The 19,045-nt window shown below is 67.9% G+C and carries 13 protein-coding genes; 6 read left to right on the forward strand and 7 right to left on the reverse strand.

All coding sequences use genetic code 11. The features are described 5' to 3' along the window. Positions 1 to 33 precede the first annotated feature (33 nt). Positions 34 to 1,557, reverse strand: a complete 1,524-nt coding sequence (exaC, locus tag ABD658_RS01745) for an acetaldehyde dehydrogenase ExaC (protein WP_344683110.1) — start codon at positions 1,555 to 1,557, stop codon at positions 34 to 36. A 303-nt stretch (positions 1,558 to 1,860) separates the two neighbouring features. On the opposite strand from exaC, the gene ABD658_RS01750 reads away from it, so the two are divergent. Continuing rightward, positions 1,861 to 3,063, forward strand: coding sequence for a sigma-54-dependent transcriptional regulator family protein (locus ABD658_RS01750; protein WP_344682889.1), 1,203 nt, complete (start codon positions 1,861 to 1,863; stop codon positions 3,061 to 3,063). A gap of 110 nt (positions 3,064 to 3,173) precedes the next feature. Next, positions 3,174 to 4,205, forward strand: a complete 1,032-nt coding sequence (gene adhP, locus ABD658_RS01755; protein WP_344682891.1) for an alcohol dehydrogenase AdhP — start codon at positions 3,174 to 3,176, stop codon at positions 4,203 to 4,205. A gap of 119 nt (positions 4,206 to 4,324) precedes the next feature. On the opposite strand, the gene ABD658_RS01760 is transcribed toward adhP, so the two are convergent. The 3 genes from ABD658_RS01760 to ABD658_RS01770 form a co-directional block, all read right to left on the reverse strand. Beyond that, positions 4,325 to 4,723 carry a VOC family protein gene (locus ABD658_RS01760; RefSeq protein ID WP_344743739.1) on the reverse strand — a complete coding sequence of 133 codons (399 nt, stop codon included), beginning with the start codon at positions 4,721 to 4,723 and terminating at the stop codon, positions 4,325 to 4,327. Between the two features lie 99 nt (positions 4,724 to 4,822). Then, positions 4,823 to 5,812, reverse strand: a complete 990-nt coding sequence (locus ABD658_RS01765; RefSeq protein WP_344682895.1) for a heme o synthase — start codon at positions 5,810 to 5,812, stop codon at positions 4,823 to 4,825. 204 nt (positions 5,813 to 6,016) lie between these two features. Then, positions 6,017 to 8,098: a DNA gyrase/topoisomerase IV subunit B gene (locus ABD658_RS01770; RefSeq protein ID WP_344682897.1), complete on the reverse strand. Its 2,082-nt coding sequence runs from the start codon at positions 8,096 to 8,098 to the stop codon at positions 6,017 to 6,019. 249 nt (positions 8,099 to 8,347) lie between these two features. On the opposite strand from ABD658_RS01770, the gene ABD658_RS01775 reads away from it, so the two are divergent. Then, a complete protein-coding gene (locus tag ABD658_RS01775) occupies positions 8,348 to 8,569 on the forward strand; it encodes a DUF7455 domain-containing protein (protein ID WP_070159911.1) in 222 nt (73 codons plus the stop codon). A gap of 340 nt (positions 8,570 to 8,909) precedes the next feature. Here ABD658_RS01775 and ABD658_RS01780 read toward each other — a convergent pair whose 3' ends face one another. The 3 genes from ABD658_RS01780 to ABD658_RS01790 all read right to left on the reverse strand — a co-directional run bounded on the left by ABD658_RS01780 (position 8,910) and on the right by ABD658_RS01790 (position 13,442). After that, the gene (locus tag ABD658_RS01780; RefSeq protein ID WP_344682899.1) at positions 8,910 to 10,343 is read right to left on the reverse strand and encodes an RNA polymerase sigma factor; all 1,434 of its coding nucleotides are present in this window, start codon (positions 10,341 to 10,343) and stop codon (positions 8,910 to 8,912) included. Between the two features lie 394 nt (positions 10,344 to 10,737). Continuing rightward, the gene (locus tag ABD658_RS01785; protein ID WP_344682901.1) at positions 10,738 to 12,213 is read right to left on the reverse strand and encodes a DUF4192 family protein; all 1,476 of its coding nucleotides are present in this window, start codon (positions 12,211 to 12,213) and stop codon (positions 10,738 to 10,740) included. A gap of 158 nt (positions 12,214 to 12,371) precedes the next feature. After that, a complete protein-coding gene (locus ABD658_RS01790; RefSeq protein ID WP_344682903.1) occupies positions 12,372 to 13,442 on the reverse strand; it encodes a PAC2 family protein in 1,071 nt (356 codons plus the stop codon). Positions 13,443 to 13,897: 455 nt separating this feature from the next. Here ABD658_RS01790 and ABD658_RS01795 point away from each other — a divergent pair, with 455 nt between their 5' ends. From ABD658_RS01795 to sucB, 3 genes are all read left to right on the forward strand, one after another. Then, the gene (locus ABD658_RS01795) at positions 13,898 to 15,487 is read left to right on the forward strand and encodes a leucyl aminopeptidase (RefSeq protein ID WP_344682906.1); all 1,590 of its coding nucleotides are present in this window, start codon (positions 13,898 to 13,900) and stop codon (positions 15,485 to 15,487) included. 238 nt (positions 15,488 to 15,725) lie between these two features. Next, on the forward strand, positions 15,726 to 17,105 hold the full coding sequence (lpdA, locus tag ABD658_RS01800) for a dihydrolipoyl dehydrogenase (RefSeq protein WP_311024336.1): 1,380 nt from the start codon (positions 15,726 to 15,728) through the stop codon (positions 17,103 to 17,105). Between the two features lie 94 nt (positions 17,106 to 17,199). After that, on the forward strand, positions 17,200 to 18,999 hold the full coding sequence (gene sucB / locus ABD658_RS01805) for a 2-oxoglutarate dehydrogenase, E2 component, dihydrolipoamide succinyltransferase (protein ID WP_344682911.1): 1,800 nt from the start codon (positions 17,200 to 17,202) through the stop codon (positions 18,997 to 18,999). Positions 19,000 to 19,045 lie beyond the last annotated feature (46 nt).

Consider the following 19,045-nt stretch of genomic DNA (forward strand, 5'->3'; position numbering starts at 1 on the left):
AGGAGCCGCCACCGAGCGACGTCGCCCGGCGGCTCAGAAGAGCCCTGCCGCGCCTTCCGAGTAGCTGACCAACAGGTTCTTGGTCTGCTGATAGTGGGCGAGCATCATCGCATGGTTCTCGCGGCCGATGCCGGACTGCTTGTACCCGCCGAAGGCGGCGTGGGCCGGGTACTGGTGGTAGCAGTTCGTCCAGACGCGGCCGGCCTGGATCTCTCGGCCGGCCCGGTACGCGGTGTTCGCCTCGCGGGACCACACACCGGCGCCGAGGCCGTAGAGGGTGTCGTTGGCGATCTCCATGGCGTCCTGGTAGCCGGAGAAGCCGGTCACCGAGACCACCGGGCCGAAGATCTCCTCCTGGAAGATCCGCATCGAGTTCTCGCCCCGGAAGATCGTCGGCTGCACGTAGTACCCCTCGGAGAGGTCTCCGCCCAGGTCCACCCGTTCGCCGCCGAGGAGCACCTCGGCGCCCTCCTGCTTGCCGATGTCGATGTAGGACAGGATCTTCTCCAGCTGGTCGTTCGAAGCCTGGGCCCCGATCATCGTGGAGGTGTCCAGGGGGTTTCCCTGGGTGACCTTCCGGGTCCGGGCGATCGCGTCGTCCAGGAAGCCCTCGATGATGGAGTCGTCGATCAGCGCACGCGACGGGCAGGTGCAGACCTCCCCCTGGTTCAGGGCGAACATCGTGAAGCCCTCGAGCGCCTTGTCGTAGAACGCGTCCTTCTCCCGGGCGACGTCGTCGAAGAAGATGTTGGGGCTCTTGCCGCCGAGCTCCAGGGTCACCGGGATCAGGTTCTGCGTGGCGTACTGCATGATGAGCCGGCCGGTGGTGGTCTCCCCGGTGAAGGCGATCTTCCGGATCCGGGGGCTGGAGGCCAGGGGCGCCCCAGCCTCCGCGCCGAAGCCGTTGACCACGTTGACCACGCCCTCCGGGAGCAGATCGGCGATGAGCTCCATCAGCACCAGGATGGAGGTCGGAGTCTGCTCGGCGGGCTTGAGCACGACCGCGTTGCCGGCGGCCAGGGCCGGGGCGAGCTTCCAGGTGGCCATCAACAGCGGGAAGTTCCAGGGGATGATCTGTCCGACGACCCCGAGCGGCTCGTGGAAGTGGTAGGCGACCGTGTCGCCGTCGAGCTCGGAGATGCCGCCCTCCTGTGCCCGGATCGCTGAGGCGAAGTAGCGGAAGTGGTCGACCACCAGCGGCAGGTCGGCCGCCAGGCACTCCCGCACAGGTTTGCCGTTGTCCCAGGTCTCGGCGACGGCCAGCATCTCCAGGTTCTCCTCGATGCGGTCGGCGACCCGGTTCAGGATCACGGCGCGCTCCGCCGCAGCAGTGCGGCCCCAGGCGGGTGCGGCCCGATGGGCGGCGTCGAGGGCCAGCTCGATGTCCTCGGCGTCGGACTGCGCGATCTCGGTGAAGGTCCGTCCGGTCACCGGTGAGGGGTTCTCGAAGTATCGGCCCTTCACGGGGGCGGTCCACGCTCCACCGATCCAGTTGTCGTAGCGGGCTTTGAAGGTCACCCGGCTCTCAGGGCTGCCGGGCTGCGCGTAGACGGTCATCGGGACTCCTTCGTCGTGATGGTCAGTGACGTCGCTCACGACTGTGACCGTAGCTCCGCCGACGTTGCACCTTCGTTGCATGCCCGTCGAGTCATCACAGGGCGGGCCCTCAGCTCCGGCAGATGACGGCACCGCTGTGATGCTCGTCTCCTCTGCGTGGTCTATCCTGACCGCATCACGTGCACCATCGGAGCCGTCGTCGGATCGGTGTGCGACGGCCCTGCCGGCTGACGAGCATCTCGCGCAGGCCCCATCGGCGGCCCGAACCTCACCAGCCCATGTCCCACCACCACAGGAGGTCTCATGGGGCGAGAGCCCGTCCCCGATGAGCCGCAGACCTGGTCTGTCCTGCCGCCGGTGCTGCGCGAGTCCTGGCTGCGTTCGGCGAGCTACCTCGACGACCCCGTGAGAGCCCAGGCGCCGATCGACCTGGACGAGGGCGACCTGAACACGCTGCGTCGCGAACATCCGCTCTCCGCAGCCATGCCGCTGCTGGACAGGCTGCTGGTCCAACCCGCGAAGGATGCGGGTCTCGTCGTCGCCATCGGCGACGCCAAGGGGCGCCTCCTCTGGGTGGACGGTTCGCGCCAGGCGATGCGCCGGGCCGAGACCAGTGCCTTCCAGGCGGGCGCCAACTGGTCGGAGCGCGCCGTCGGCACCTCGGCTCCCGGCACTGCGCTGGCCACCGGACGGGCCGTCCAGGTGAATCAGGAGGAGCACTTCGTCCCTGCAGCCCACCAGTTCTCCTGCTCAGCCGCGCCGATCCGCTGCCCGCAGACCGGCGACCTGCTCGGCGTGGTGGACATCACCGGCGGTCCTGCAGCCGTGGAGACGCACGCGCTGCCGCTGGTGCTCGCTGCCATCACCGCAGCCCAGGGTGAGCTGCGCTCCCAGCCCCGATCCGCCCCACGGCTCAGATTCTCCGTGCTGGGCTCGGAGACCGGCACGGTCACGGCTGGAGCGTCGAGCTGGCGATTGAGTCTGCGTCACGCAGAGCTGCTGACCCTGCTGGCCTGGGAGGAGTCATCGTCCTCCGGAGGCGGCGCCAGCGCTGCCCGTCTGGCCGAGGACATCTTCGGTGAGACGGGGCATGAGGTCGCCCTGCGCGCGGAGGTGACTCGGCTGAGGCGACTCCTTGTCGGCCTGCCGGGACACGCGGACCCGCCCAGGCTGAACTCTCGGCCGTACCGCCTGGATCCGCCGCCGTGGCTGGACGCCGTCGGTGTCGTCCATGCCCTCGCCGCCGGTGATCGCAGCGCGGCGTTGGACCTGTACTCCGGGGAGCTGCTGCCTCGGTCCGAGGCGCCGGGGATCGTCAGGATCCGTTGGGAGCTCTCAGCGATGCTCCGAGAGTCCATCCTGCAGGACGGCTCCTCGTGGGAGATCTGTCGATATCTGCAGCTGCCGGAGGCGCGCGGTGACGGCGAGGTCCTCCGGGAGGCACTGCGCGTGTTGCCTCCGGACTCGCCGCAGCGAGCCCTGCTGATCGCCCGCTCGAACCTCTGAACGGCAGTGCTCGGCTCTGTGGAGCATTGGGCTGGTGCAACCTCACTGCAACGAGAATGTGACTAGCGTCACGGTCGTCATCGTTCATCGAACAGACGAGGAGCACGATCATGAGCACCATGACAGCAGCAGTCGTCGAGGAGTTCGGCGCAGAACTCACCGTCCGAGAGCACGAGCTGCCCGATCCCGGCCGGGGGCAGGCCCTGGTGCGGCTGCTCGCCTCAGGCGTCTGTCACACTGACCTGCACGCCGCCGAGGGTGATTGGCCGATCAAGCCGACGCCTCCGTTCATCCCCGGACACGAAGGTGTGGGCGTGGTGGAGAAGGTCGGGTCGGACGTCACGGACGTCGAGGTCGGGCAGACTGTGGGCAATGCCTGGCTGTGGAGCGCCTGCGGGTCCTGCGAGCACTGCCGCACCGGGTGGGAGACGCTCTGTGAGGAGCAGATCAACGGTGGATACTCCGTCGACGGATCCTTCGGGGAGTACATGATCGTCGACGCCCGCTTCGCCGCGGCGATTCCCGAGGGCGCGGATCCGTTCGAGGTCGCACCCGTGCTCTGTGCCGGCGTGACGGTCTACAAGGGACTGAAGATGACCGGAGTCCGGCCCGGCCAGTGGGTGGTGATCTCCGGGATCGGCGGCCTCGGGCACCTGGCGGTGCAGTATGCCGTGGCCATGGGGATGCGGGTCGTCGCCGTGGACATCGCCGACGACAAGCTGGCCCTGGCTTCCCGCCACGGGGCGGAGATCACCCTCAACGCGATGGGCTCCGATCCTGCCGAGGAGATCCATCGCCGCACCGGGGGCTCCCACGGAGTCCTGGTGACAGCGGTGCATCCGGATGCCTTCGGGCAGGCGATCTCGATGACGCGCCGCGGCGGAACCATCGTCTTCAACGGACTGCCGCCCGGGGAGTTCCCCGCGCCGATCTTCGACATCGTCCGCAAAGGGCTGACCATCAGAGGATCGATCGTCGGCACCCGCCAGGACATGGTCGAAGCTCTGGAGATCTATTCCCGCGGCAAGATCCACCCGACGGTCTCCACTCGGCCTCTGAGCGACATCAACGCGGTGTTCGACGAGATGCACCATGGAAAGATTGACGGCCGGGTGGTCATCGACTTCGCTCAGCAGGACTGACACCGCTCAGGACGAGACCGCTCGGGATGGTGACGGCGAGGCTCGCCGTCACCATCCCGAGCTGCGTCCGGCCCCCGGACCTCTCCTGCACCTCGAGAAGTGCTCGAGCCGGGCGAGCCTCACATGTCCCGGGCCGAGAGGACGCAGAACTCGTTGCCCTCAGGGTCTGCGAGGACGGTCCAGGTCACGTCCTCCGGCTCGCCGACGTCCACACGGCGTGCGCCCAGGTCGATCAGTCGGCGGATCTCAGCGCCGCGGTCATCCGTGGTATGAGGTGCGAAGTCCCAGTGCAGGCGGTTCTTGGCCGTCTTGGCGTGTTCCACCGGGACGAAGACCATGCCCGGGGGCACACGGTGGAAGTCCAGGATCTCGATGAAGTCCTGGGCCCAGGGCGGGAGGACCGCCGCCTCCTGGTCGTTCTCGAAGGCCACGTCCCAGCCGAGCGCCTCGGCCCACCACTGGGCCAGCGCCCGATGGTCCTGGGCCTCGACGACGGTGGAGTACCAGCGCAGCGACATCATCGGCTCCCTCCTGTGCGGATCGCCGCCGGCAGGATCACGGCGAGGCCCGCACGTCCGGCCCGCTGACCTCGGGGGCCGGCGACCGGGAAGCTCAGACTAGCCCATCAGGGGTGCCCCGATGAAGGGATCGAGGGCCAGGCCGACGAACAGCAGGGTGAGGTACATGATCGACAGGTGGAAGACCTTCATGGCCTTCTTGTCGGTGAGCGACTCGCGCTGCGCCTGCCGGTGCAGGATGTGGCACTCGTAGAGGAACCACCCGCCGGCCACGGCCGCGAAGGCGGTGTAGGTGATGCCCGCCCAGCCCATTGGGACCAGCAGCAGCGAGCAGACCACCGTCGCCCAGGCATAGAGGACGACCTGCACAGAGACCGTCTTGGCCGTGGCGACCGCGCCGAGCATCGGCACGTGCGCCGTCTGATAGTCCGTGCGGTACTTCATGGACAGCGGCCAGTAGTGCGGCGGGGTCCACAGGAAGATGATGAAGAAGAGGACCAGCGCAGGCCACTCGACCGTCTCCCGGACGGCCGCCCACGCGATGAGCACGGGGAAGCAGCCCGCGAGTCCGCCCCAGATGATGTTCTGCTCGGTGCGGCGCTTCAGGATCAGCGTGTAGATGACCACGTAGAAGAACATCGCCGCCGCGCCGAGTCCTGCCGCCAAGGGGTTGGCCCCGATCCAGAGGATGGCCAGTGCCGCCGCCCCCAGCAGGGAGGCGAAGACGAACGCCTCTCGTGGCGTGAGCTCGCCGGTGACCAGCGGACGCTTCTTCGTCCGGTTCATGAGTCTGTCCATGTCCCGGTCGATGTAGCAGTTGAACGCCCCGGCCGAGCCGGCCGCGAACGCACCGCCGACCATGGTGGCCAGCACCAGCCAGAAGTCGGGGAATCCGCGCTGCGCGAAGATCATCGTGGGGAGCGTGGTGACGAGCAGCAGCTCGATCACGCGCGGCTTCGTCAGCGACCAATACGCCGCAGCCTTGCGGCGCCACGGAGACCGCGTCTCACCGGCCGGACGTCCCGGAGTCGGTGAGGCTGCGGTCTCGGAGGGCCCGCCGGTCAGGGCGGCAGAAGAGTTCTGGGTCACGTCTGATGCTCACAATGGGTCAAGGTGCAGTCGCGGTCAGAGGTCAGTCTATCGTCAGTTCGGCGCTCCGGGCGCTGTCCCGCGCCAGTGAGGCAGAGTATTTCGACACGTCGTAGAAGAACTCGGAGGGAGCTCCTCCTGCGCCCTGTGCCGGTCTCGCCGTCGGTCTCGCCGGAAAGCGGACAACAGCGCGGACCGCAGACCTCAGGCGTCGATGCGCTCCCGGTCCAGCGCCTTCGATCCTTCGATGATGAAGTCCTTGCGCGGTGCGACCACGGAGCCCATGAGCAGGTCGAAGACCCTTTCAGCGGCCTCAGCATCGGCGACGCGGATACGCCGCAGGGACCGATGAGCGGGGTCCATGGTCGTCTCGGAGAGCTGGTCGGCATCCATCTCGCCGAGACCCTTGTAGCGCTGGATCGGCTCCTTGTATCGCAGCCCCTCGGACTCCAGGTGGGCCAGCAGCCTGTTCAGCTCCGTCTCCGAGTAGGTGTACCGGACTTCGTTGGCCTTCCGACCTGGGTGGATGACCTCCACCCGGTGCAGCGGGGGCACAGCGGCGAACACCCGCCCTGCCTCGATCATGGGACGCATGTAGCGGAAGAACAGCGTCAGCAGCAGCGTGCGGATGTGCGCGCCGTCGACGTCGGCGTCGGTCATCAGCACCACCTTGCCGTAGCGGGCGGCGTCCAGATCGAAGGTCCGGCCTGAGCCAGCACCGATGACCTGCAGCAGAGCCGCGCATTCGGTGTTGGAGAGCATGTCCGAGACGGAGGCCTTCTGGACGTTGAGGATCTTTCCTCGGATCGGCAGCAGGGCCTGGTAGTCGGAGGACCGCGCGAGCTTCGCGGTGCCGAGGGCGGAGTCGCCCTCCACGATGAACAGTTCGGTGTTCTCCACGCCCTTCGACCGGCATTCCACCAGCTTGGCCGGCATCGAGGAGTTCTCCAGGGCGTTCTTCCGGCGCTGGGTCTCCTTGTGCATCCGCGCGGAGATACGCGACTTCATCTCCGAGACGACCTTCTCCAGCACGGCAGTGGACTGCTGCTTGTCACCCCGCTTCGTGGAGTTCAGCCGCTGTGCGAGCTGCTTCTCCACCACCTTGGAGACGATCTGGCGCGCCGCCGAGGTGCCGAGGATCTCCTTGGTCTGCCCCTCGAACTGCGGCTCGGCGATCCGCACGGTGACGACGGCGGTCAGTCCGGCCAGGACATCGTCCTTCTCGAGCTTGTCGTTCCCCGCCTTGAGGCGACGGGCGTTGGCCTCCACCGTCTTGCGGAAGGTCTTCAGCAGCGCCTGCTCGAAACCGGTCAGATGCGTCCCGCCCTTGGGGGTGGCGATGATGTTGACGAAGCTGCGCACCGTGGAGTCGTAGCCGATGCCCCAGCGCAGGGCGATGTCGACCTCGCAGTCCCGTTCCACGTCCTCCATGTGACTGCGGCCGTCCTCGCCGATCACCGGTACTCTCTCGGTGAAGCTGCCGTGGCCCTGGATCCGCCAGATGTCGGTCACTGCCGAGTCTGTGGAGAGGAAGTCCACGAACTCGCTGATGCCGCCGTCGTACTGGAAGACCTCTTCAGAAGGGGTCTCGCCGCGAAGGTCGCGCACCGTCAGCCGCAGACCGGGGATCAGGAAGGCGGTCTGTCGAGCGCGGTTGCTCAGCTCCTCATCGTCGAACCGCGCATCCGGGGTGAAGATGTGGCGATCGGCCCAATAGCGGATGGTCGTGCCGGTGGCTCCCCGCTTGGCCTTGCCGACGACCTCCACCGGGGACCCTTCTGCGGCAGGGCTGAACTCGGCATCCGGGTTCGCCGTCGATCCGGCGAATGTGCCGGGCTCGCCGCGCCGGAAGGACATCTGATGGACCTTGCCCCCGCGGGTGACTCGCGCATCGAGGCGCGCCGACAGCGCGTTGACCACCGAGGCCCCGACTCCGTGAAGGCCCCCGACGGCGTTGTAGGAGCCGCCTCCGAACTTTCCTCCGGCATGAAGCTTGGTGAAGACCACTTCGAGGCCCGAGAGGCCGGTGCGCGGCTCGACGTCGACAGGAATGCCTCGGCCGTCGTCGGTGACCTCCACGGAGTCGTCCGGATGGAGCGTGACGGTGATGGTGGAGGCGTACCCTGCCAGCGCCTCATCCACAGAGTTGTCGATGATCTCCCACAGACAGTGCATGAGGCCGCGCGAATCCGTGGAGCCGATGTACATGCCGGGGCGCTTGCGGACCGCCTCCAGGCCCTCGAGCACCGACAGGTGTCGAGCGTCGTACTCGGATCTCTTCGCCACGGATCTCCTCCTGGTGGACTCTGATGGGACGCCGTCAGGGCGTCCCGTTCGGGCACAGTCAAAGCCACCGTATCGGGCTTGAGCGTGCAACTTCGGCAGAACCGCCGCAGACCCTGGGATCCGCGGAAACACAGCGAATCACGCGTACGCGGTGAGCGAAAGATCGCCGAAACGGGCGCCGAGGGCGAATGAATCGGCCCTCGACGTGGTTGTATGGGTACCTACAATTCACGTGAGGAGGCGAAGAGCATGACCGGCACGACTGGGACACTCGAAGCACACACGAACACTCTGACTGCCCTCGACCGCTGTGACCGCTGTGGAGCACAGGCCTACGTGCGCGCGGTCCTGACCTCCGGCGCCGGTGATCTGCTCTTCTGCGTGCACCATGCTCGACAGGTTCAGGACAGCCTGCGGCCGAAGACCTCCGAGTGGGTCGACGAGTCGGAGCGACTCGCCCAGGCTCGATGAGACGCCGAGCGACGAGCTGACGGCAGGCGTCGCACGGCATCATCCGTGGACGCCATGAGTCGACTTCAGACGAAGGGCCCGGGGGATCTCCCTCCGGGCCCTTCGTCATGCTCGCGTCGGGCGGTGTCCGGTGTTGGGGTGGGCGACACATGCCCGCAACGTCACAGGGCTGGAAGACATGTGCTCGAACGACATATGGCCGGTGGGCGACGGAGCAGTCCGTCGTCCACCGGCCATATGCGTGACGTCGAGTCGAGCTCGACGCTGACGGGCCTGTCAAGCCGGAGGTCCGGGAGCCGTGGCTTCCCGGACCTCCACGGTCAGGCGGCGTCGCCGGTGCTCAGTCGAGGTAGTCGCGGAGCACCTGCGAACGACTCGGGTGGCGCAGCTTCGACATCGTCTTGGACTCGATCTGTCGGATGCGCTCCCGGGTGACGCCGTAGACCTTGCCGATCTCGTCTAAAGTCTTCGGCTGTCCGTCGGTGAGGCCGAACCGCATCGCGACGACCCCGGCCTCCCGCTCGGCGAGGGTGTCCAGCACCGAGTGGAGCTGCTCCTGCAGCAGGGTGAAGCTGACCGCGTCGGAGGGCACGACCGCTTCGGAGTCCTCGATGAGGTCGCCGAACTCCGAATCGCCGTCCTCACCCAGGGGCGTGTGCAGCGAGATGGGTTCGCGACCGTACTTCTGGACCTCGACGACCTTCTCCGGCGTCATGTCCAGCTCCTGGGCAAGCTCCTCGGGGGTCGGCTCCCGCCCGAGGTCCTGCAGCATCTGACGCTGCACCCGGGCGAGCTTGTTGATGACCTCCACCATGTGCACCGGAATCCGGATGGTGCGCGCCTGGTCCGCCATGGCGCGGGTGATGGCCTGACGGATCCACCACGTGGCGTAGGTGGAGAACTTGAAGCCCTTGGTGTAGTCGAACTTCTCCACAGCGCGGATGAGTCCGAGGTTCCCCTCCTGGATGAGGTCCAGGAACAGCATGCCGCGGCCCGTGTAACGCTTGGCCAGAGAGACGACGAGGCGCAGGTTGGCCTCGAGGAGGTGATTCTTGGCGCGCCGGCCGTCGGCGACGATGAGTTCCAGGTCTCGCCGCAGGCGGCGGTCGGAGATCTCCTCGGTGGCGAGCTTGTGCTCGGCGAAGAGGCCCGCCTCGATGCGCAGCGCGAGGTCGACCTCCTGCTCCGCGTTGAGCAGCGCGACCTTGCCGATCTGCTTGAGGTAGTCCTTGACCGGGTCCGCCGTGGCGCCGGCGGAGACCACCTGGACCGCGGGGGCGTCGTCGTCGTCCGCGTTGGAGATGACGAATCCGCGGCCCTTGGTCTCCTCCTCCTCGGCCTCTTCACCCTTGGCTGCCTTCTTGGCGTTCTCGACGATCGCCTCGGCGTTGTCGGAGTCGCCGGCCGCGGCCGCGACCTTCTTGGCGACCTCCTCCTCGTCTCCGTCCTCCAGGGCTTTGGCCACGGCCTGCTCGAGCACCGCTGTCGGAGCCTCCTGCTCCTGGGCGGCCTCGGCCAACACCTCGTCGACCGGGTCGGCCGCCTTCTTCCGGCCTCCGGTCTTCCTGCCGGAGCCCTTGGCGGTGGACTTCTTCGCGGCGGTGCTGGACGTTGAGGCGGCGGACCGCTTCGACGTGGAGCTGGACTTCTGGGCCGCGGCGCTTCCCCCTGGCGCTGAGGTGCGCGAGGACGAGCTACTGGTGGCAGCGGACGGCTGTTCCGCCTCTGCCGCGGCTGCGTTCTCTTCTGTGGACTGGGACGCAGTAGTGGGCACGATGACCTTCCGACTAGGACGTGTGAAGGCGGTGGCCGACCCGTGGTCAACACACCTATGACCCTGTCAAGTCCGTCGTCCGTCTCACACCTGCTGTCCGGGCGGCCGCCGAGGCACACCAGACGGTGTGCATACGACGCCGGTCTCCCGGTGCGTGATGAGCGACCTGACGATGGTTGCAGGGTCTCAGCAGTTCACAACATACCCCTTGCCAGGATCATTCCCGCGTGGAGAAAAAAGTTTGCCAGGAGTTCGTCGGGCCGTCCTGAGCCCGGGTTCCGTGATCGGCCACGCGAGGTCGCAGCACTGACGGCATGATCCTGGCATCCGGAGAAGTCTTGGAACCCGGAGAAGTCCTGGGATCCGGCGGCGATCCCGCCTCAGCGCCGGTCCGTCATGACCAGGAATGGGCCTTGACCATCGCCCAGGGGCAGATGATCGGCTCCTTCTGGCCGACGGCGAGACGCCGGGCCAGCGGATGATCGGCGACCAGCCGCAAGGATCGGTCCAGGAAGGCGCCGCTGACCGTCCCCCTCCCCCGGGTCCACTCGATCCAGGCCATCATGGCCAGCGACGTCGACGTCGCCTGCACGCCCAAGAACGGCTGCAGCCGATGAAGGACCGAGGCGAGAGCGTCGATGGACGCCCATCGCGGGCGAGTGCCGGTGGCGCCGGCCAGTACCTGCTGATATCGCCGGAGATGGAGTCGCAGCAGGTTCTCGACCTCCGCCTCGTCTCCTTCGAACGGCTGGTCGGGCACGCGATCGCTCGCGGGCGCAGGCGCCACGAGCGCTTCGGCGCAGGGCGGACCCCCGTGATCCATCAGGTGATCTGTCCACAGTCGAGCCAGGGACCTCCACATGCCGTGGGCGTCTTCGGGCTCCGGGCCGTTCCAGAGCCCCTCCCGCTCCGCGAGACCGAGTGCCTCGACAGCGACCGCCACAGACTCCGGTCCGTCAGCGGCAAGCGCCAGCACGGCCTCGGCGAGATCCGGCGACTCCAGAACGGCCACGAGCGGGGCCAGACGGTCGCAGAACCGTCCGGTCCAGGATGCGCCCGACGGAACGGCCCCCTCGGCCGCGCCGTCGTCTGTGAGGTGGGCGACGTCCGTCACTGCACCCTCGAGCGCCTGCTCCTGGATCACCTCGTCCCAGGTGAGGAGCGCCTGTGTGACGGCCGGCACGTCCGCGAGCCTCAGGCTCATGTCCATCGCCTCGAGGTCGACCTCGGCCACGTGGTCTCCCTCGGGAGGCGCTCCAGCCTCCAGGAAGTCCTCGACGAGCTGCGAGGGCTGACGCGGCACCCTGCCGCGCACGGCCATGTGGGCTGCGACGACGCTGCTCTCCGCCCGCTCGAGACGGGTTCCGGGGAAGGGACAGCACCGCGGGTCGAGGCAGTCATAGTCCCGGATCCAGCCGCCGCCGATCCACCACGTCTGGACGATCTGGAGACAGTGGTCCTGGCGCAGAGCCGAGCAGAGGGAGGCATGCAGCGCGGCCCAGGGGCGCAGAGCCGGATCCTCCCAGGTGGGAGGCGCCGGCTCCTCATCCGTGAACAGGAAGATGACGGCGCCGTCGGGCGCCGGCGTCACCTCGGGGCCCAGCAGATGCCTGCCGACCCATTGGGCGAGCCTGTCAGGGTGGTCCACACCGGCGCTGAGGTCGATCCGCAGATGGGCGCCGGTCCGTCCTGCGTGCAGTCCCATGACCACCAGGGAGTCCTCCGGCAGGAACCCTAAGGTGTGGTGGACCAGAGCGACGGCGTCCTCGGGACCCGAGACGGTGATGACCTGCTGCTCTGCCCCATCCGTCGGAAGGGGGTGCGCGTCTGATGGTGTGTGATCGTCCTGGGGTATGCGTGGAGTGCTCATGGCCCCAGTCTCGAAGGACGTGCGCGTGCCGGACAGGCCCCCGCCGGAGCTTGTGGACGGCCCCGCGTGTCGGGTTCGGACAGCGGGACCTGTGGAGGAGCGAACGCCATTGGGCCCGGCCCGGTGCACTCACTGCTGTGCACTCAGCCACGGGCGAATCAGAACAGCGTCGACGGAGGGTCGTCCTGCTGGTCGTCCTGCTGATCGTCCGACCGCTCGTCTGTCGCCTGAACATCTGGCTGGCCCTCTGACGGGCCCACTGACGGTTCGCCGGATTCCTCGGGTCGGACGGCGTCGACTCCTCGGTCAGCCGTCGGTGACTGCGTGCGCAGGAAGGCTTCCACTGCGGCTCCCAGCTCCTCCGCGTCCGGGACGACGTCGTCCTCCTTGACCAGCAACGACCGCTGCTCCGTGGTGGTGTGCTGGTCGAACGTGCTCTCCAGGCGCTCCACCAGCGTCTGGATGTCGCTGTTGGCACTCACCTGACGTGAGATGTCCTGATCCACCATGCGCGCAGACTCTCGGAGCTCGTCCGTGGGCAGCATCAGCTCCATGGCGGCTCCGACGTACTCCAGTGCGGAGACCGCGACCTGGGGATACCGTCCGCCGGCCAGATAATGGGGCACATGCAGCGTGTAGCCGACCGTGTCATGCTCGTCGGCCTCGAGTCGCATCTCGAGGAATTGGCTCAGACCGGCCTCGATCTGGGCCGTGGGGCTCCATGTCGAGATTCCGGCCACGAGGTCCTGGCGGCTGCCGTGCGCCGTGACGCCGAGGGGGCGGGTGTGCGGCACCGGAAGCCCCAGCGCGTCGACGAGGACCACGAGAGTGACGTCGAGGCGCTTCACCAGCGTCAGCACGGCGTCGGCCACCCCCTGCCACTGGAAGTCCGGCTCGTCTCCGGTCAGCAGGAGGAACGGTCGGCCGGAGGCATCGCGAACCTCATAGAGATCGAGCTCAGGACCTTCATAGTCGGCGAACCGGCTGTCCACGAAAGTCACCTTCGGGCGACGGGAACGGTAGTCGAAGAGCTCGTCGACGTCGAAGCTGGCCAGCAGCCGGTGCGGCAGCGCGCTGAGCAGCGCCTCCGCCAGTTGGCCGCTCAGGTCGCCGGCATCGGTATGACCGGCCAGAGAGACGAGCAGCCGAAGGCCGCCCGAGGGCCTGTCGCCCAGCGGGTCGCGCAGCACCAGGTCTCCGCCGACCGGACGGACCGTCGAGTCGGTCATGGGGACAGTGGATCCGGTCCCGGCGAGACCGCTGTCCCCTTCTCCGTCTGGCTCGGCGGCGTCGGGGTCTGCTGGGTACACGTGGAGCAGGTGCAGGGGGTCCTTCATCGAGCTGAGACTCCTCTCCATGCCGTAGAACGTGCGTCACCGGGCTGGACGCGTCGGTCTGCGTGAGACGCGCGCCGTCAGGCGCTGCGGTGACCATAGAGGTAACGACCGCAACGGCTGGAGAAATTCCCGGCGCACCGCACAGAGCTTGACCGCACAGCGCCTGGCCGCCGGCGGCATGCGCGGAGGCTTCACATCGACGGCCCCGGGCACGCGGCGCGCTGGTCAGGATCTCGGATAGGATCGAGTCCTGAGGCCGCCGAGGGCTTCCACACGCGGCAGCGCGTCGGCGGATGCACACACATTCGATGCGACGATCCCCGGACCGGGGATCAGACGGGATTGACGTGATCAACGACTTCCAGCCCACCCTCTCCGCTGTCAGCACGGCCGTCGAGAAGACCCCCACCGACGCTCTCGTGCTGGGTGTCGCGAAGGGCCCCGAGGGGCCCATCCTCCTGCCGAACCCGCTGGCCGACGAAGCCGCTCGCGGCGTCGCCGACTCGCTCCAGGCCCTGGGAGCCACGGGGGCGGCTGACCAGCTCCTGCGCCTGCCCGGCGTGGACGGCTTCCGCAGCGAGACCCTCGTGCTGGTCGGCGTCGGCGAGCTCACCGGGGAGCCCACCGGCGGCGTCTCCCTCGAATCCCTCCGCCGCGCCGCGGGCTCGGCGGTCCGCCAGCTCAGCTCGCTCGACTCGGTCGCCCTCGCCCTGCCGGCCTCGAGCCCTGAAGAGGTCGCCGCCGTCGCCGAGGGTGCCGCGATCGGCGCCTACTCCTTCACCGCGTTCCGCAGCTCCCAGGAGGCGCGCGAGAAGCGTCCGGTCGAGGAGATCCTCATCCTGACCGACCTCAAGGACCGGCACACCCGCCCGGTCCTGGACCGGGCCGCCGTCGTCGGCGCTGCGGTGCGTGCCACCCGCGACCTGGTGAACACTCCCCCGAGCCACCTGTACCCGGAGACGTTCGCGGAGATCGCCGCGGACCTCGCGAGCCGCACCAAGGCACCGGCTCAGGGAGGTTCGACCTCGAAGGCTCCCAAGCTCTCGGTGAAGGTCTGGGACGTCAAGGACCTGGAGAAGGAGGGCTTCGGCGGTCTCCTCGGCGTCGGCGGAGGCTCCTCCCGCGGCCCCCGCATGGTCAGGATCGAGCACGCCCCTTCGAAGCCCGCAGCGCATATCGCGCTGGTCGGCAAGGGCATCACCTTCGACTCCGGCGGCCTCTCACTGAAGCCTGCCGCCTCGATGACCACGATGAAGCTGGACATGGGCGGCGCTGCGACGGTCCTCGCCGTGGTGCGCGCCGCGGCCGACCTCAACCTGCCGATCAAGGTGACCGGCTGGCTGTGTCTGGCCGAGAACATGCCCTCGGCCACGGCCCAGCGTCCTGAGGACGTCATCACGATCCGCGGCGGCAAGACGGTGGAGGTCCTCAACACCGACGCTGAGGGACGCCTCGTCATGGCCGACGGGCTCGTCGCCGCCTCGGAGGAGAACCCCGACGCACTGATCGACGTGGCCACGCTGACCGGTGCGCAGATGATCGCGCTGGGCCTGCGGACCACGGGCGTCATGGGAGAGGAGCAGCTCCGCTCTGCCCTCGTGGACGCCGCTGAAGACTCAGGGGAGAAGCTCTGGCCGATGCCGATCCCGGAGGAGGCACGCTCCGGCTTCGACTCGGAGGTCGCCGACCTGACGAACCTGGGTGACCGCAACGGCGGCATGCTGGGAGCCGCGGCGTTCCTGCGCGAGTTCGTGGGCGAGCGGGAGGGGGCCGACAGCGGCGCTCTCGACCCGGAGGCACGCAGGATCCCGTGGGCGCATCTCGACATCGCCGGCCCGGCGTTCAACGAGAAGTCGCCCTACGGCTACACCCCGAAGGCGGGGACCGGAGTGATGGTCCGCACGCTGGTCACCTACCTCGAAGGACTCTCACGCTGACCTGCGGACACCCCGTCGGCCCCGGAGCGCACGGATGGCGCTCCGGGGCCGACGCCGTCACAGTCCGGGTCCTCGGATGCGGCAGTGGAAGCCGTGCGCGCTCAAGCGATAGGCTGACACCCGTGCACACGGGCGGCGTCCCGGACACTGGCACAGAGCTGTGCCCCGTCAGTCCTCTGACCGCCCGCCGACACCTTCACACCTTCACAGACTCACGCGACCCAAGGGAGCAACGACCGTGGCCGACCAGCCCCAGGCACAGGAATTCGACGTACTCGTCCTCGGCGGAGGCAGCGCCGGCTACGCCGCGGCGCTGCGCTCGGTGCAGCACGGACTCACGGTCGGCCTGATCGAGAGGTCGAAGCTCGGCGGCACCTGCCTGCACACCGGATGCATCCCCACCAAGGCTTACCTGCACGCCGCGGAGCTGGCCGATGAGGCCCGCTCGAGCGAGAAGTACGGCGTGAAGACGACCTTCGAAGGCATCGACATGGCCAAGGTCCGCGAGTACAAGGACGGCATCGTCGCCGGCAAGCACAAGGGCCTCTCCGGGCTGCTGAAGATGCGCAAGGTCACTGTCATCGAGGGCGAAGGACGACTGGTCTCGCAGAACGAGATCGAGGTCGACGGCACTCGGTACAGCGGCCGCAACATCGTGCTGGCCACCGGATCCACATCCAAGACTATGGGCCTGCCGATCGGTGAGCGCATCATCACCTCGACTGAGGCACTGGAGCTCGACCACACCCCCGCGTCGGCCATCGTGCTCGGCGGCGGCGTCATCGGCTGCGAGTTCGCCTCCGCCTGGACCTCCTACGGCACGGACGTGACGATCATCGAGGGGCTGCCGTCGCTCGTCCCCAACGAGGACCCGTCGATCATCAAGAACCTCGAGCGTTCCTTCAAGAAGCGCGGCATCACGTTCAACACCGGGACGTTCTTCAAGGACGTCGAGGACACCGGTGACGGCGTCAAGGTGACCCTCGAGGACGGCAAGACGTTCGAAGCCGAGATCTGCCTGGTCGCGGTCGGACGTGGGCCCGTCACCGAGGGCTTCGGCTTCGAGGATCAGGGCATCACCCTGGACCGTGGGTTCGTGATCACCGACGAGCGGCTCCACACCGGTGTGGGGAACATCTACGCCGTCGGCGACATCGTCCCGGGCCTGCAGCTGGCGCACCGGGGCTACCAGCAGGGCATCTTCGTGGCCGAGGAGATCGTCGGCAACAACCCTGTCGTGGTCGAGGACATCAACATCCCCAAGGTCACCTTCTGCGAGCCCGAGATCATGTCGGTCGGCTACACCCAGCCCAAGGCTGAGGAGGAGTTCGGCAAGGACAACGTCGAGATCACCGAGTACAACCTCGCAGGCAACGGCAAGTCCTCGATCCTCGGCACCGGCGGCATCATCAAGATGGTCGGCGTCAAGGGCGGTCCGATCGTGGGAGTCCACGGCATCGGCACCCGCATCGGCGAACAGATCGGCGAGGCGCAGCTGATCGTGAACTGGGAGGCCTACCCGGAGGACGTGGCCACGCTGGTGCACGCCCACCCCACACAGAATGAGGCGCTCGGAGAGGCCGCGATGGCGCTCTTCGGCCACCCGCTCCACGGCTGAGAGCCGCATCCAGACCACCCAGAGAATTCAACACACCTGTGAACTCGCACCGCACTGCCCGGTGCGACGCATTCAAGAGTAGGAGCCGGACATCATGTCTGAGACCGTGAACCTTCCAGCCCTCGGTGAATCAGTCACCGAAGGCACTGTCACCCGATGGCTCGTGGAAGTCGGGGAGGAGGTCGAGGTCGACCAGCCGATCGTGGAGGTCTCCACCGACAAGGTCGACACCGAGGTCCCCTCCCCCGCCGCCGGCGTGATCGAGGAGCTGCTCGTGGACGAGGACGAGACCGTCGAGGTCGGCGCTCCTCTGGTGAAGATCGGAGACGGCTCCGGGGCCGGCACGGACTCCGGTGACGACTCGAGCACCGAGGAGCAGGCCGAGGCGGAGGACTCCGCGGACGACCAGGCTCCCCAGGAGACGCAGCCCGCGGCCGAGGCCGAGGGCGCCGAGGAGACCCCGGAAGAGGCCCCTGCCGAGGACTCCGGCGCCGCCGGCGGCGCCGAGTCCCAGGAGGTGACGCTCCCCGCTCTGGGCGAGTCCGTGACCGAGGGCACGGTGACCCGCTGGCTCGTCGAGGTCGGGGACGACGTCGAGGTCGACCAGCCGCTGCTGGAGGTCTCCACCGACAAGGTCGACACTGAGGTCCCCTCCCCTGTCGCCGGAACCGTCCAGGAGATCAAGGTCTCCGAAGATGAGACTGTCGAGGTTGGGGCCGTCTTGGCCCTGGTGGGTTCGGGCTCCTCGTCGCCGTCGGGGGCTGCTGAGGAGGCCGCATCGTCTGAGGACTCCGCTGCACAGGAGCCCGAGGAGGCCACCGCGGAGCCGACCGACGAGACTCCGAAGCCGGCAGAGAAGGCTCCTGAGGAGCCCGCCGAGAAGTCTGCTGACGAGGAGCCCGCCCCCGCGGCTGCGGAGTCGACTCAGGAGGCAGCTGGAGGTGCCGAGGGCTATGTGACGCCTCTTGTGCGTCGGCTGGCCAAGAAGGAAGGCATCGATCTCTCGACCGTCAAGGGCACCGGCGTCGGTGGGCGCATCCGCAAGCAGGACGTCCTCGACGCCGTGGAGTCCAAGAAGGCCGCGACCGAGAAGTCTGCGCCGGCACAGGCGGGGGCTCAGGCGCCCACCGCGGCTCCGGCGTCCGCGCCCGCCGTGGAAGTGGACACCACGCTCCGAGGGACCACCGAGAAGGCCCCGCGCATCCGCCAGGTGATCGCTCAGCGGATGAACGAGTCTCTCGAGATCGGGGCTCAGCTGACCCAGGTCCACGAAGTCGACATGACGCGGATCGTCAACCTCCGCGCGAAGACCAAGGCTTCCTTCAAGCAGACCAACGGGGTCAACCTCACGTACCTGGCGTTCATCGCCGCCGCCGTCACCGAGGCCCTCAAGCAGCACCCCAAGCTCAACGCCGAGTACGACGAGAAGCAGCGGCAGATCACGTACCACGATGCCGAGCACCTCTCCTTCGCCGTCGACACCGAGAAGGGCCTGATGGTCCCGGTGATCTCGGATGCGGGCGACCTGAGCCTCGCCGGCATGGCCAAGAAGATCGCCGACGTGGCGGCCCGGACCCGCAGCAACAAGATCGCTCCGGACGAGCTCTCGGGCGGCACCTTCACCATCACCAACCTGGGCTCCTTCGGGGCGCTGTTCGACACGCCGATCATCAACCAGCCCCAGGTGGCGATCCTGGGCCCCGGTGCGATCGTCAAGCGGCCCATGGTGGTCACCGATGCCGACGGCAACGAGAGCATCGCGATCCGTCACATGATGTACCTGTCGCTCACCTACGACCACCGTCTGGTCGACGGCGCCGACGCCGGCCGTTTCCTGCAGACGCTCAAGGCCCGCCTCGAGGAGGGCGCCTTCGAGTCGCAGCTGGGACTCTGACCCTCATCGGCGTCGGTCGGCCGCTCTGACGGTCGCTCGATGCCCG

The organism is Nesterenkonia aethiopica (assembly GCF_039534665.1).
Lineage (GTDB): Bacteria > Actinomycetota > Actinomycetes > Actinomycetales > Micrococcaceae > Nesterenkonia > Nesterenkonia aethiopica.